We start from the raw sequence: 16326 nt of genomic DNA, 5'->3' as shown, positions 1-16326 counted from the left end.
GGTTAAAGGAGTTAAGGAGTGAAGGGGAGTTAAGACAGCACTATCTGTTAGTGTGATATATGACCGTTTATTGTCTGATATATTACAGCTATAAAAGTATTGTCTTAACTCCCTTTCACTCCTTAACTCCTCTCCCTCCTTAATTAAAGTTTACTACTTGTTTTAACGAGTTGCTCACCCAATCCGATTGTATATCCCTGAGAAAGGAAGACAATACGATTGAAGGTATCAGCAATAATGAATATTGGCAGCTGTTCAGTATTGCGGAGTTTCATCTCTTTTACAATTTCCTGCTGGATGGTTCCATCCTTATCAATACCGAAGATGGTCTTTTCTGGCAAGTTAGGGAACTCACCCTTCTGTGCTTGGAACTTCTTAGCTTCCGCCTCATTCTTGAAGAGTAAGACGAATGGACGACCCCACTTATCGAGCTTATCCTTCATCTTTTCAATATCATGCAATGCGTGGTTCGTTGGCTCCTGACCGATACCCAATACGCCGAGAACGTAATAGCCACGTCCTGTCTGACTTAGGATAGAAACGCTCTGACCATCTTTATCAAACAAGTCTTCACTGTTGAAGCTACCAATAACCTTCACGCCTTCACTTTCCTGACGAACATCGAGTGGGAGAGTGGTCGTCTCGCCTGGTTTAATCTGGAAGAAACGGCTGTGTGCAAGTACACTACCATCAGCCATACGCTGACCGGTCACGAGGATATAAGTACCCTCATCAAGTGTAGCCCCATTCTTAAAGGTGTTCGACCATGTAGCACCACCACCCATGTCAACCTGTCCTTCGTCAAAGTTCATCAGCCATGTCTGCCCATAAACAATCTTACTGATAGAGAAATGGCTATAATACTTAGGGTCATCGAGGAAACCATCAGGGGTGAAGGTTAGTACCAACTTACCCATCTTGGCAGTTTGCTGAGCTGCTGCATCAAAGTCAACATCCATCCATTTGCCATCTTGTTTATACTGAATCTTCCACGCTATAGGGTCCATACGAGCCTCAATACCTAAACTACGGGCAACATCTACGAAGAAGATATCACGGCTACGGCTATCGGTAATACGGCTCTCCCATACACTTCTTGGTGTCTGTGGGATTCTCATTGCACGTGTGTCAGGATTCATTTTGATGTTCTTGCGAATCCACTCAACCAACAAAGCTGGGTTCTTACGGAAGCTTGCTGCCTCTTTTGCAAAGGCTTTCTCGAAGAATTGTTTGAACGGTGTGAGAATCATTTCGCTCTCAACACGTGGAGAAAGTTGGTTGCTCTTTGCCTTCATGTTATCCTCTAAGATATACATAGGCATGTCACGAAGGTCCTTATCGCTCAAAGTACTGAGCAATTGGATGGCACGCTCCTGCTGATTAGCATACTTCTCTACAAATGCTTTGATCGTCTTCCAGTTACCACGTGCCTTAACAATATAAGGAGTAGCTGCAGGATAGTGATAATCCTTCATGCTTTCTGTCGTTGGGAAGGTAGCGATATAAGCATGACGGATTGAATCCTCGTAAGTCAATCGACGCGTATTCTCATCACGCTGTGCCTTGGTAACGGCTGGTAATGTGGTATTTGAAGCAGGTGGAACGATGTCGAGGTCAGCCTCCTTTGGCATATTTTGCTCGTTATAATCCAGTTTGATGGTGATTGACTTATCCTTTCCAAAGGTGGCTTTAGCAAAGCCAAACTGTCCATCCTTTGATGCCCAGACAATCATATCACCCTTACCAGCAGAGAGGAAGGTTGTTCCATCCTCGCCAGTGTACTTAGATACAGCGGTATAGAACTCGGCATAATTATAAATCTTGAAGTCTACCTTTGCGTTGTCAACAGGCTTACCATCTTTATCAACAATCTTAAAATCAATCTTTGACGTACTGCCATAGTTGTCAATGAGGTTAATCTCGGTGAAGTTATTGGAACGTAACATCACCTCCTCTGGACCCTCATAATCACCGAAGGCACGTGTGTGCATGAGCATTGCACGTGATGCAGGCTCGTTGAACCAAGCGAGATTAAGCACAGGTTCTGGCTCACAAGCACCTAAGAAATACCATTTGCCATCTGCCCAAGCTTCTACCCAAGCATGGTTGTCGTCCGTATGCGCCCAGCGGGGGGTATAGACCTGACGAGCTGGAATACCAATAGAACGGAGAGCAGCTACGGTGAAGGTACTTTCTTCTCCGCAACGACCTCGACCAGTGCGAATAGACTGAAGAGGTGAAGAGGTGCGAGCATCGGAAGGCTCGTAGGTAACACGTTCGTGGCACCAGTGGTTTACCTCAAGGATAGCTTCCTTCATAGGAAGTCCTTTCACGCGCTCACTCAGTTCACGATAGAATATAGCACGAGAACTATCAAGTGGTTCGTTGTTTACACGCATAGGCAAAACGAAATGTCTAAACAGCAATTCAGGGACATCTTTTCCCCATGCCATAGACTTTCTTGTTTGTAAGGCGGTGCGTATGTTTTTAAGATGATATGCCGTAGGATAATCCGTTGCATCAGCGATTGGCATATAGGCATATAAGAAATGTAAGGCTTCCTCCTCCTCAGGAGATATCCGAAGTCCCTTTGTATTATAGAACTTTTTCCCAATAACCTTCATCTTGGCTTGGAATGCATTTTCTACCTTCTGTCTAAAATTAGGGTCTGTAATAAAGTGCTGTGCATAGGTCGAAAGGCTTATGACAGTAAGAAACAGGCTCAATAAGATTTTTTTCATAGATTTGTTTTTAGGTGGGTTCTATTAATTAGCTTTGTCATTTTTGAACCGAAGAGAGTCCGAAAGATGACAAAACGAACCCCATGATTTATTGATTTGATTTCGGTGGTAATTAATAGAACCCACCTTTAGTTTATGCGACTTTCATTAGCCACCCATTTGCATATGCAATATTCGTAAAAAAAAACAATATATGCAAATGTTTTACATAGAAAATGTCCGAAAGTTTTGTCAAAGTAATAAGATTGCAAACTTCCTTCCTATGTGCTATCTTTTATTGTGGTGGATAGTTCTCTCTATATAAAGGTGGTGAATGAAAGTGATAATGTAGGGGTGTCGTCTGCTGTAACACTCTTTCAGAAGCTCCAGCAACTCATATTGTAAGATTATTCTTTAAAGTGTTAAAGGGGCAAGACAGTGAATTATTCCCTCACAGTCTTTTTCTTTGCATCTGTCCATGCAATGATACCACCCGAAAGATTGGTAACAGTAAAACCATCCTTAGCAAGAAGTGTTGCTGCCATAGCAGAACGCTTACCTGAACGGCAATAAACCGCACAAGGACGCTTCTTGTCAAGTTTAGCAAGAGCATTAGAAAGAAAAGAAGGAGTTAGTACATCAATATGTATTGCACCAGGAATATGTCCTTCTCTGAACTCATTAAGTTTACGGACATCCACTAACTGAACAGAGTCTGACTTAATAATCTGTTCAAAACGATTAACGTCTACATCCTCATAAAGATTCTGCGCACATGCTCCCATACCTATTCCCAATACTGCCAAAATGGCTGTAAATAACTTTTTCATCTTTTAATCAGGTAAATATTTAAGTTACTAATTGAAATAAAAAAGAGAGTTGAAAATTCAACTCTCTCACTTTGTTGGGATACCCGGACTCGAACCAGGAATGACAGGACCAGAATCTGTAGTGTTACCATTACACCATATCCCAATGACCTACAACTCATTTCTGAATTGCGAGTGCAAAGTTAGTACTTTTTCTTGAACTACCAAAACTTCTACCGACTTTTTTCATAAAAAGAGATAAAAATGTTTTTAAAGATGGATTTTTATGAGGTAGAAGTCTAAAGAAGGCTAATCATAACAAATTGCTAAATAAAACAAAATTTATTTTGTGCTTCATTCCTTTTGCGCTACCTTTGCAGTTCATATATTATAATGTGATTTAATGGAAGAAACAAAGAATTTAGTAGAATTAATTACAAAAGGAATTCAAGATAAAAAAGGACATGGCATAGTTATTGCAGACCTATCGAAGATCGATGGTACTATCTGCCGCTATTTCGTTATATGCCAGGGTAGCTCAACACAACAGGTAGAAGCTATTGCTGGATCAGTAAGCGATTATGTTCGCGAAACGACCGGTGAGAAGCCTATCAACTGCGTAGGACTTGGTAACGCACAGTGGGTGGCAATTGATTATGCGGACGTTATCGTTCACATCTTCACCCCAGAGACACGTGAATTCTATGACATAGAACACCTTTGGGAAGATGCCAAATTAACTGCTCTGCCAGATTTAGACTGATAAGTAACCTGGTTATCGACCTTATAATATTAAAAACAGACTTCAAAATGGACAATTCAAATCCCAAAAACAAGCCGAATATGCCAAAATTCAATATGAATTGGCTCTACATATTCGTTATTATTGCCCTCGGAGTAGTGCTCATTACTGGGGGAGGTGGGTTTTTCCCATCAAATGCAGCCATAGACAAGGATTATACTACATTTAAGCAATATGTAGCTAAAGGTTATGCGACAAAGGTCATTGTCAACAAAAACGACAATACCCTACGTATGTATGTAAGTCCAAATCATATTCGTGACATCTTCAAGAAAGGTACAAAGGATGTGGGTACAGCCCCTTATGTGACCGTGGAGATTGGCTCGGTGGATAAGGTAGAGACTTTTCTCGATCAAGCTGTAGCGCAGAAGAAAATTGTTAGCTATAGCTACGACAACCAATCAGGCAACACCTTTCTCGACATCCTTGGCTCTATAGCACCATGGATATTCTTCTTCGGAATCTGGTTCTTCCTCATGCGACGTATGGGAGGTGGTGCTGGAGGCGGCGGAGGCGTGTTTAGCGTAGGTAAATCCAAGGCTAAGCTCTACGAGAAAGCCAATGAAATGGGTATTACTTTCAAAGATGTTGCAGGTCAAACAGGTGCCAAGCAGGAAGTACAAGAGATTGTTGAATTCTTGAAGAATCCAAAGAAATATACTGATTTGGGTGGTAAAATTCCTAAGGGAGCACTGCTCGTTGGTCCTCCGGGAACAGGTAAGACCCTCTTGGCTAAGGCCGTCGCTGGCGAGGCTGGTGTACCTTTCTTCTCAATGAGTGGTTCTGACTTTGTTGAAATGTTCGTCGGTGTCGGTGCCAGTCGTGTGCGTGATGTCTTCCATCAGGCTAAGGAGAAGTCACCTTGTATCATCTTTATTGATGAGATTGATGCCGTTGGACGTGCTCGTTCAAAGAACCCAGCTATGGGCGGAAACGATGAACGTGAGAATACACTCAACGCCCTTCTGACAGAGATGGACGGCTTTGGAACGAACTCAGGAGTTATTGTTCTTGCTGCAACCAACCGTGTTGACATGCTTGACAAGGCTCTCCTCCGTGCTGGACGTTTCGACCGACAGATACACGTTGACTTGCCAGACCTGCCTGAACGTAAGGAAATCTTCCTCGTCCACATGCGTAATTTGAAGTTAGAGAAGAACCTCGATATTGATCTCCTTGCACGTCAGACCCCAGGTTTCTCAGGTGCAGATATTGCCAACGTATGTAATGAGGCAGCCCTTATCGCAGCTCGTCACAATAGCAAAGAAGTTACAAAGCAAGACTTCCTTGATGCTGTTGACCGTATCATCGGTGGTTTAGAGAAGAAAACAAAGATAATGACAGCTGATGAGAAACGCACTATTGCCCTTCACGAAGCTGGTCATGCAACCATCAGTTGGTTCTGTGAGCATGCCAACCCATTGGTAAAGGTGAGCATCGTACCACGTGGTCAGGCACTCGGTGCAGCATGGTATCTACCAGAAGAGCGTCCTATCACAACCAAGGAGCAGATGCTTGACGAGATGTGTTCATTGCTTGGTGGACGTGCCGCAGAGGAACTCTTCACAGGTCATATCTCAACTGGCGCTATGAACGACCTTGAGCGTGCGACCAAGAGTGCATACGGTATGATTGCGTATGCTGGTATGAGCGACAAGTTGCCAAACATTTGTTATTATAACAATGATGACTATAACTTCCAGAAACCATATTCTGACACAACAGCTAAAACCATCGATGAGGAAGTGCTGAAGATGATTAACGGACAGTATGAGCGTGCAAAGCAAATCTTGTCAGAACACAAAGAAGGTCATAACCGCTTGGCACAGCTTCTCATTGAACGTGAGGTAATCATGGCAGAAGACGTTGAGGAAATCTTCGGAAAGCGTCCTTGGATTAGCCGCACACAGGAGTTGCTTGCGCAGGAAGAGAAGTCTCAGCCTAAGTTAGAGGACATGTCAGAAGAGGTGAAACAGGCACAAGCTGAGCACGAAGCAAGAATCGCTAAAGAAGGCAGCGACAAAGCCAGTGATTTATAAACAAACATACAGTTATGAGTGATAAACTAAAGAATCTGATTGTCAGAACCGTTACTGGCGTATTCTTTGTCGTTGTGATGGTGTTAGGCATTCTTCACCCTCACGCCTTGATTGTGCTTTTCGCACTCATCACGGGTCTTTCCATCTGGGAATACACAGGATTGGTGAACAATATCAAGGGAGTCAAGGTAAACCGCTTCATCTCAACCATAGCAGGAGTCTATTTCTTCTTGGCGGTTGCAGGTCTGCGACTGACACCAACAGAAGGATTTATTATTCTTGTACCTTATGTTCTGACGATTCTCTATCTATTGATTGCAGAGCTGTATTTGAAGAATGAGAACCCTATCAACAGCTGGGCATATACGATGTTAGGACAGATGTATATCGCATTGCCTTTCTCAATGATTAACATACTGGCTTTCCAGCAAGTTGGAGGGGAACAAATAACGTTCGACTTCCTCCTTCCGTTGAGCATATTTATCTTCCTTTGGACTAACGACACAGGTGCTTACCTCTGTGGTTCGCTCCTCGGAAAGCATAAACTCTTCCCACGCATCAGTCCTAAGAAGAGTTGGGAAGGAAGCATTGGTGGCGGTATCCTCGTTCTGATTGTAGCCGGTGTTATAGGCTACTTTGCAAACAATGGTGCTTCACCTCACATGCTAAGCATCCCTGAATGGGTAGGACTTGGGCTCGTTGTAGTGGTCTTCGGAACATGGGGCGACCTTGTAGAGAGTCTTTTCAAGCGTACAGTTGGTGTGAAGGATAGTGGTAATATCCTACCAGGGCATGGCGGAATGCTCGACCGTTTCGACTCTTCACTCTTAGCAATACCAGCAGCTGTTGTGTATCTCTATACACTGACGCTATTCTATTAAACTCTAATAAAAACGAAATAACAGACGTGTAGGGACAGACGGAACCGTCTGTCCCTATATTGTTTATAACACCTGCCATATCTTGACAATGAATGCAGAACTCACAGTAGACTATCTTCGACAAGCGTTTGAGCATTACAACGACCTCATCTTTGAAGGCAAACTGCCTGTACCAAAGCTAAAATGGTCACGTGCTAAGACTCGGTTGGGACAGATGGCATGCAAAAGAAAAATGAGTTGGGGGCGTACAAAGTACTATGACTTCACCATTTCTGTTTCCAACTATTACAAACTTACGAAAGAAGAGATAGACGATGTGCTCATCCACGAGATGATACACTATTCTATCGCCTATACAGGGCTGAAAGACACATCAGCACATGGCATTGTCTTTCGTGGTATGATGGACAAGATTAACCGTACTTTCAATAGACACATCACTATCTCCGTGCGCACACGTAACCTCCAACCACGTACGTTACAACAGCACAAAGACTATCTCATATTAGCTTTAGAAATGAAAGATGGCAAGTATTTTCTCTCTTCCGTCAACCCCTCTGCTGCCGGAAAATTGGCAATCTCCCTTGCTCTCGTTCATGAGATAAAACATTACGCATGGTATCAGTCACAAGATGAATACTTCAATAGTATGCCACGCGTTCGCTCTTTGCGTGGCAGACAAGTGTCTGAAGAGGTCTATAAAACGATGATTGGGAAGATGAAACTACAAAGATAATAAACTGATAAGGATACTAAACCGATTTGTTTTCACGACAAGAAAGAATTATTTTCATGAAGAAAAATATTTATTTACGTGAAGAAAAATATTTATTTTCATGAAAAGAATTTAGACACTGCCAATGATAGGTATGCTGACTGTATGGATATTAAACAAAAAAACGCCTTTGCAGAACTCCTGCAAAGGCGTTTTCTATTTTATAAGATATGTCTATCAACTTAGAACACTGGTATAATCCAGAAGTGCATAGCACGATTTTCAGCTGGCAACTGATATTTCTTCAGTGGTTCAGAACCCCAGCTATCAATACCGCCCACACCCATCATTGCACCATCCAAAGTGAGATTAGTGTACTTAGACAGTGGCACCTGATAGCTATGACGTTGATGCTTCTCACTTCCCTCATCAAGGTCAGAGATGTTATAGTGCAATGCACTGGCAGAGAAAGCAGCCTCATCAAACAATACTCGGAAACCACGACCACTGCTATCAGTCTGCTGCCACCAACGAATGTCGCTCTTCGTACCTGTCTCCTGTGGACGGATGTAAGGGAAGAACTGCTTATCAGCAGTCTGCTCATAGCGTCCGATGCGCTGAGAAAGCTTACGGTCAACATAGTTCTCGATAGGTCCACGACCGTAGAACACTGACTTATCCATCTCATAAGGCAACTGCATCAACATACCGAAGCGAGGAAGCTGAGGAGCTTTGCTACCTTCTTTAAATTCCATATCCATACTAACATGGAGCGCACCATCCATTGCAACATGATAAACGAGGCACAGCTGTCCGCCAACCTCTGGTAGTTCATACACCGCTGTGAGACTATTTATCTTCTTCTCAACCTGCAGTGATTTCAGTGTCATCGTAGGATTCTTCCAAACTGACAGACGCTTCTGGAAATTGGCTCCCATATCATTATCTGTCACAGCACGCCAGAAGTTAGGCTTCAAAGTACCACCTTCACCCAAAAAACTACGACCATCAACCTTATAACTGTTAAGGAAACCTGTCTTACGATCGAAAGTGATATCGAAGTTATTGCCAGTAAAGCGAACAAAGCTGTCCTTCACATTGTCTGTGACCTTTATCTTTTGCTTGACAACAGGCTCCATCTTAGGCATTGGCTGCCAAGGCTGTACCTCCATCTGCATTTCGGCAACAGTCTGACCAGCTGCCATCAGTGGTTCAGCAGTTTTCAACTTAAAGTCAATATTCAACAACACTTCGCCATCAAACTCCTTACCAGCAATAGGCAATGTGTATTCAACAGTCTGCTGTGGTGCCACATTAAGTTGGTCAACCGTACCCTTCTCAACAACCTTACCCTCGTTAACAAGGCTCCACTCCATACGATAGTTGCTAAGATCACGGAAGAAGTATTCGTTATGAACAGCAATCTTACCCTGTTTGAGGTCGATGGGGTGTGCCCAAATATTCTGATATTCGTATGCAACCTCATAGGCATGTGGATTTAGTTGACGGTCAGGACCAATCATACCATTGCAGTTGAAGTTGTTATCTGATGGGTCCGTCTTATTGTAGTCACCACCGTATGTGTATTCGGTCTTCACATTGGCAGCATCAGCCGCACGTTCATAATCTTCCAAAGAGCGAGAAGCGTCAAAATTAGGATTGCGATGTAAGCCTTGATCTACGAAGTCCCAATCAAATCCACCTTGGAACTTAGGATACTTGCGTACAAGGTCCCAGTAGTCTTTCAAGTTACCACCTGAGTTACCCATCGTATGATTATACTCGCACTGGATAAGAGGGCGAGTGTACTTTGCGTTCTTTGAATAATCCTCACAAGCCTTTGGAGAATAGTACATTGGGCAGAAGATGTCCGTAGCATAGCCGTTTAGCTCTGCCCGCTCATATTGTACAGGGCGACTCTGGTCCTGTAACTTAATCCAATCGTATGCATCATCAAAGTTCTTGCTATAACAAGTTTCGTTACCAAGACTCCAAAAAATGATGCTTGAGTGGTTAAACTTTGTTCCGACATTATGCTGATTGCGTTCCATAATCTGCTTGGCAAAGAGCGGACTGCCCGATATAGCATCCTTGCTGTAACCAAAGCCGTGGCTTTCCTGATTAGCCTCAGCAACAACGTAGAGTCCATACTCGTCGCAAAGGTCGTACCAGATAGGGTCGTCTGGATAGTGACAAGTGCGTACAGCATTGACATTCAGCTTCTTCATCAGCTTAATATCCTGAATCATACGCTCACGTGTCACAACATAACCACCGTCTGGGTCCATCTCATGACGGTTAGCTCCCTTGAAGAGAACAGGTTGACCATTAACCAATACCTGCGCATTCTTGATTTCAACCTTGCGGAAACCAACCTTGAGTGGGATAGTCTCGATAGCCTTGCTCGTCTTAGCATCTTCTACATTAACATAGAGGTTATAGAGGTAAGGAGTCTCAGCCGACCACTTCTTAGGGTTTCTAAGTTCCATAAAAGCCTTTGCTTGTCCTGCCTTATCAGCTGTGACGACGGTCTTAGCTGCAAGATTATTATCTGCATCCTCCAATATTAAGAACGCCTTTGTGCTACCAGCAAGTTGGAGATTGATACTAAGTGTACCATCCTTATAGTCATTGACGAGGTCGGGTGTTACACGAATATCTTTCAGGTGCTGCTTTGCATCGCGAGCATAGAGATAGCTATCGCGAGCAACACCACTGAGCCGCCAGAAGTCCTGATCCTCACAATAGCTGCCATCTGACCAACGGAACACCTGAAAAGCAAACTGGTTTTCGCCCTTCTTGAGGTACTTTGTTACATCAAACTCTGGTCCAATCTTAGAGTCTTCACTGTAACCTACGAACTTACCGTTCACCCACAGATATACACAAGACGTTACAGAGCCAAAATGAGCAATAACTTGTTTACCATCCCAGTTGTCTGGTATACGAATAGTACGACGATAAGAACCTACGTGATTTTCCTTAATAGGAACCTCTGGAGGGTTGTTCTTAAAGTTACCACGCCATGCAAAACCGATGTTCACATAGACAGGGTCGCCATAGCCATTCACCTCCCAGATACCAGGAACGGGGAAGGTTTTCCACTGAGAATCGTCAAAATCAGTGCGAAAAAAGTCGGTTGAACGTTGATCGGCATTCTCAACCCAATTAAACTTCCAATCTCCATTGAGCGAAAGATAGTTAGCTGATTGCTTCATATCAAACTTCGTACTGTGCACATTCTCAGTCGGTGCGAAGGCAAAAAAGTCTGTATGTGTTGCAAAACGATTGACGGCATTCACCTGAAGGTCATGCCACTCGGTGAAAGTAGGCTCAACTGTGGTTTTCTGTGCATGAACTGCAGACACAGACATGCCCATCAGCAAAGCCGTTAGAAAAAGCTTTTCCATATTGATGATAAATTAGGTTTCTATCTTTAAGTTCCTCAACTCACAAAAGAGTATATAAAAGGATAACACAACAAAATTAACAAAAAAAACTGTAATCACCGATTTATCTCCCGAAAAATATGTATATTTGCTTGGATAATCAGTATAAATAACATTTATTGCATCCTAACATGAATAGACAATACATTCTAACCCGCTCTCTTGTTTGCTGCCTTTTGGTAATTGGTGTTACAGATGTTGCCAATGCACAGAGACGACATAAAGCGATCACTACAGAGCAAAGGCAGCCATTATTCCTCGTCAATGACACCCTTCCTGTTATCGGCTCAATGGCAAAAGTGGGTGAAAAGCAGATGAATAAAGGTTTAGTTAATTCTGCTATCAATGCCCTTTCAGGACAAGCTGTCGGTGTAAATGTCGTTACGAATGGTCAGGACCGTATGGCAATGTTGACGAGTGTGCGCGTTCGTGGTACCACATCACTTACTGGTGGTAACGACCCTCTGGTCCTCATTGATGGTGTTTCAAGTGATTTGGCAACGCTATCTACTATTTACCCAGCTGATATAGAGAGCTTTACTATTCTTAAAAATGCGTCAGAAACATCTAAGTATGGTTCACGAGGAGCATCGGGTGTTATTGAGGTAAAGACAAGGCGTGGAAATGGTAGTAAGTTCCAGATTTATTATGATGGAGCAGTAGGCTTTGATAAAGTATACAAACGTCTTCGTATGCTGAATGCAGCAGAGTATATTAGTGCTGCAAAAGCTTTAGGGTTAGATTACGTTGACAAAGGTTATGACACTGATTTTCAGAAAGAAATAGTACGAATAGGATTTGTCAATTCACATCATGTGGCTTTTAGTGGAGGTAGTGACAAATCCAACTATCGTGCCTCATTAGGCTATGTGCGTGGACAGACGGTTATAAAAACTAAGGATTACAATAACTTCATGGCTAAGTTGGATATCTCGCAGTTTGCCTTTGACGAGAAGTTAAAGATAGACTTTGGTGTATTCGGATCATCCCAACAAGATGAAAAGATATTCGATCTTCAGGCACTTTCCTATTCTATCGCCGCAATGAATCCAACACTCCCATTCCACAAAACAGGAAACGGCTGGCAGAGGAATGGCAATGCATCACAGATAGGACCGACAGAACCATTGCTGTTTGAGCGTAACGATGAAAAGAATCTTACGTTCAATTCACATCTGCAGTTGTCCTTACAGCTAACACATAACCTTCAGTTAGCAGCCTTAGGTTCCTATTCTTACACCTCAACGGAGAACGGACGATTTGCTCCGACATGGGTATGGGCGCAAGGATTAGCATATAGAGGAGAACGAAAGACCGAAGATATGTTAGGTAACATCTCTCTTGATTGGAAATATCGTTGGGGGATTAACAATTTATCTGCCACCATTCTTGCTGAATATCAGAAGAAAAAGATAGCAGCTTTTTGGACACAAGTAAAGGGATTAACCAACAATTACTTTGGTTATGACAATCTTGGGGCTGCTTCTGACCGTCCTTATGGAGGAACTGGTAGTAGTTATGCTGACCCAAGTCTTGCCTCTTTTATGGGTACACTTACCTACACACTACTCGACCGATACACACTGAATCTGACAACACGTGCAGATGGTTCGTCAATGGTTGGCAAAGACCATACATGGGGCATCTTCCCTTCTATCTCAGCGACTTGGGATATGAAGAAAGAAAGTTTCCTACGTAACAATAAGAGCATTAGTCTTCTGAACTTACGAACAGGCTATGGTCAGTCAGGAAACCTTGGTGGAATCAGTTCTTATCTGACTTTAAAACAGTATATTCCGGTTGGTTTAATCCCATATAATGGAACACCAACGGTCACAATGGGTACCCTACGAAATAGTAATCCTGACCTACGTTGGGAAACACGTAGCACCTTTAATATTGGTGCTGACCTCGGTTTCTTCAAAAATCGATTATTGCTCACAGCAGAGTATTACTATTCTAAGACAACTGATATGCTTTATGAATATGACGTACCAGTACCAACTTTTGCCTTTGATAAGCTGCTGGCAAATATCGGTTCAATGTCTAATAGTGGTTTTGAGTTGGGCATAGGCATCGTTCCTATCTCAAAGAAAGACATGGAACTCAATGTCAACATTAATATGGCATGGCAAAAGAATAAACTCCTCTCCCTCAATGGCAAACTCAATGGAAGGGATATGACAGCATCAGATATTACTCCTATCGGTGGCATGAATGGTGCCGGTTTCCATGGCGGTTATAATGATATTATTTATCAGATAGTAGGTCAACCGTTAGGTGTTTTCTATCTTCCTCATTGCAAAGGAATCGTTGACAACGGACATGGACACAACAAATACGACATTGCAGATTTGAATAATGATAACGTAATCGACCTCAGTGACCATGGTGACAGATATGTTGCAGGACAGGCTACACCAAAGATGACTTTGGGTTCAAACATAAGTTTCAGATACAAAGTCTTCGACATCTCTTTGCAGATGAATGGTGCTTTTGGTCATAAGATATTTAATGGTACAGCCCTTTCTTATCTGAATATGTCGAATTTCCCAGACTATAACGTCCTTGCAGAAGCTCCAGCACGCAATATCGTTGATCAAAACGTGACTGACTATTGGTTGGAACGTGGTGATTATCTGAACTTCGATTATCTTACAATCGGTTGGAACACACCCGTTAGAAACAAATATATCAGCTCATTACGTGTATCTTTCAGCATCAATAACCTCGCAACAATTACAAGCTATAGTGGTTTGACACCGATTATTAATAGCTATGTAGTGGATAACACCTTAGGTATTGATGACAAGCGCACCTATCCCCCTTATCGTACTTACTCTATCGGAGTAAGCATTAAGTTCTAAGCAATTGATTACAACAAAGCATACTATTCTAAATGAAATACTTACTTCGACCTCTACTTTTTTTTAGCATCCTCACGTTAACTGGTTGTCTGGACGAGAATAGCAAAGACAGCCTCGATGAACAACATACCTACACGACAGATAGAGATGTATATGTCAATACTGTAGCTACTTTGTATAACTACATAGGAAGTGATAAAGACAGTGAGGGATTACAAGGTACTTATCGTGGTGTATATGATTATAATACGTTCACAACCGATGAAGCAATCATACCTGTCCGTGGTGGAGACTGGTATGATGGAGGGTTTTGGGCTGATTTATATACTCATAACTGGGCAGAAGACAGTAAACCGCTCTACGATACATGGAAATATCTCTATAAAGTAATTGTATTCAGTAATGATGCACTTACAACTATCGACAAACATAAACAACTGCTTACAGATGAGCAGTACAAGGCTTATAGGGCTGAGGTTAGGGCTATCCGTGCCTTATACTACTATTACCTTATGGATATGTTTGGAAATATACCATTAGTAACTACGGCTGACGAAAGTACTGAAAACGTAGAACAAGCAAGTCGCCCTGAGGTATATCGGTTTATTGTAAAAGAACTACAAGAAGTCACCCCACTGCTTCCGACAGGTCATAGTAACCTTCTTGGCAAGAACTATGGACGTGTAACACGTTCTGTAGCCAACTTCCTTCTTGCTAAGTTGATGCTGAATGGGGAGGTTTATTCTGATGCTGATTGGACAGATAATCAACAACCTAATGGTAAGCAAACCTACTTTACTATCAATGGTCAGCAGATGAATATATGGCAAGCCTGCAAATATTACTGCGATAAGGTGACTGCTGATGGCTTTACCTTAGCAGCCAATTATCTCAGCAACTTCTCTGTTAACAACGAGAATTCACCAGAGAATATCTTTACTATCCCACTCGACAAACACCTTTACAAGAGCCAATTCCAGTATCTCTTCCGCTCTCGTCACTACTCACATGGCGGTGCCTTCGGTACAAGCTCTGAGAATGGAGCCTGCGCAACTATTTCAACAGTGAAGACTTTCGGCTATGGTACCAGTAATGTTGATAAGCGATATGCTTATAACCTCTACTCTGACACTGTTCGGGTAGATGGAAATATCATATATTTAGAGGATGGCAAACCACTTGTTTATATGCCACTTGCTGTAGAGTTAAATCTCACTAACAGCCCATATATTAAGACGGCAGGGGCAAGAATGGCTAAATATGAGGTGGACCGCAACGCCTTTAACGATGGTAAAAGCCCAGACAACGACATTGTTCTCTTCCGTTATGCCGATGTATTGCTAATGAAGGCTGAAGCTGCTGTACGCAACGGAGAGAGTGGTAATACTGAACTCAACCTCGTTCGCAGCCGTAGTGGCATGGGAAATAGAACTGCTACATTAGATAACATTCTTGCTGAACGCCTGATGGAACTTATGTGGGAGGGCTGGCGTCGTAATGACCTCATCCGCTTCAATCGTTTCCATCAGTCCTATGACCTTCGTACTGCACCCGAAACAGAAGCCGACCGTCATACTATCGTCTTCCCTATCCCATCACGTGCATTAGACCTCAACGAAAAATTGAAACAGAATAAAGGTTATCAACGCTAAATAAAACCTCTGGCAGCTCCATGCATCTGTGTGAGGTTTAACGCTGCAAGGTTAAGAAAGATATTGACAAAATATTCGAGAAAAAGGTAGAAAAATGCCTTAAAAGCGAGTTATTTTAGCACCTTCGTAAGTTACTTGTTATCAAGTAGTTGTAAAAAGAGGTTTTAAAAGGTGCTTAATAAGGTCCTAAAAGGGCGTTAGTAAGACCTCAAAAGGGCACCTTTTGCAAGCCAATTGGGCGTTAATTGCAAACCATTTGGTGGTCTTTACAAAATCGATATATGAAAAAATCTGGACAAACCTAAAGGAGTTTGGAGTGATAAGGTTTGCATCCTGCGTTTAGAATCTTAAGAAATATCACACAGCGAGGCTCTAAGTTTGCAGCAAGGAAC

9 protein-coding genes and 1 tRNA gene are annotated in these 16326 nt (G+C 42.6%); 6 read left to right on the top strand and 4 right to left on the bottom strand.

What is annotated here, in order from left to right:
* Positions 1-143: 143 nt before the first annotated feature.
* The 3 genes from J5A56_RS12645 to J5A56_RS12635 all read right to left on the bottom strand — a co-directional run bounded on the left by J5A56_RS12645 (position 144) and on the right by J5A56_RS12635 (position 3695).
* Entirely contained in the window at positions 144-2741 is a 2598-nt protein-coding gene (locus J5A56_RS12645; RefSeq protein WP_021671481.1) for a transglutaminase-like domain-containing protein, read from the bottom strand.
* Between the two features lie 422 nt (positions 2742-3163).
* Entirely contained in the window at positions 3164-3550 is a 387-nt protein-coding gene (locus tag J5A56_RS12640) for a rhodanese-like domain-containing protein (RefSeq protein WP_021671482.1), read from the bottom strand.
* A 74-nt stretch (positions 3551-3624) separates the two neighbouring features.
* Positions 3625-3695, bottom strand: a tRNA-Gln gene (locus tag J5A56_RS12635).
* Between the two features lie 237 nt (positions 3696-3932).
* Here J5A56_RS12635 and rsfS point away from each other — a divergent pair.
* The 4 genes from rsfS to J5A56_RS12615 all read left to right on the top strand — a co-directional run bounded on the left by rsfS (position 3933) and on the right by J5A56_RS12615 (position 7987).
* Positions 3933-4292, top strand: a complete 360-nt coding sequence (gene rsfS, locus J5A56_RS12630; protein ID WP_021671483.1) for a ribosome silencing factor — start codon at positions 3933-3935, stop codon at positions 4290-4292.
* Between the two features lie 47 nt (positions 4293-4339).
* Positions 4340-6370 carry an ATP-dependent zinc metalloprotease FtsH gene (gene ftsH, locus J5A56_RS12625; protein WP_021671484.1) on the top strand — a complete coding sequence of 677 codons (2031 nt, stop codon included), beginning with the start codon at positions 4340-4342 and terminating at the stop codon, positions 6368-6370.
* A gap of 14 nt (positions 6371-6384) precedes the next feature.
* Positions 6385-7251 (top strand): phosphatidate cytidylyltransferase, encoded by an 867-nt coding sequence (locus tag J5A56_RS12620; RefSeq protein ID WP_021671485.1) that lies wholly within the window; start codon positions 6385-6387, stop codon positions 7249-7251.
* 88 nt (positions 7252-7339) lie between these two features.
* On the top strand, positions 7340-7987 hold the full coding sequence (locus J5A56_RS12615) for a SprT-like domain-containing protein (protein ID WP_021671486.1): 648 nt from the start codon (positions 7340-7342) through the stop codon (positions 7985-7987).
* A gap of 221 nt (positions 7988-8208) precedes the next feature.
* Here the strand turns inward: J5A56_RS12615 and J5A56_RS12610 are convergent, their stop codons facing one another.
* The gene (locus tag J5A56_RS12610) at positions 8209-11376 is read right to left on the bottom strand and encodes a glycoside hydrolase family 2 TIM barrel-domain containing protein (protein WP_021671488.1); all 3168 of its coding nucleotides are present in this window, start codon (positions 11374-11376) and stop codon (positions 8209-8211) included.
* Between the two features lie 170 nt (positions 11377-11546).
* On the opposite strand from J5A56_RS12610, the gene J5A56_RS12605 reads away from it, so the two are divergent.
* On the top strand, positions 11547-14282 hold the full coding sequence (locus tag J5A56_RS12605; RefSeq protein ID WP_021671489.1) for a SusC/RagA family TonB-linked outer membrane protein: 2736 nt from the start codon (positions 11547-11549) through the stop codon (positions 14280-14282).
* Between the two features lie 32 nt (positions 14283-14314).
* Positions 14315-15934: a RagB/SusD family nutrient uptake outer membrane protein gene (locus J5A56_RS12600; RefSeq protein WP_021671490.1), complete on the top strand. Its 1620-nt coding sequence runs from the start codon at positions 14315-14317 to the stop codon at positions 15932-15934.
* Positions 15935-16326: the final 392 nt, after the last annotated feature.

Source organism: Prevotella melaninogenica (assembly GCF_018128065.1).
GTDB lineage: Bacteria > Bacteroidota > Bacteroidia > Bacteroidales > Bacteroidaceae > Prevotella.
Note: the sequence above shows the minus strand (reverse complement) of the source record. Positions and strands in the feature narration are given on the sequence as shown.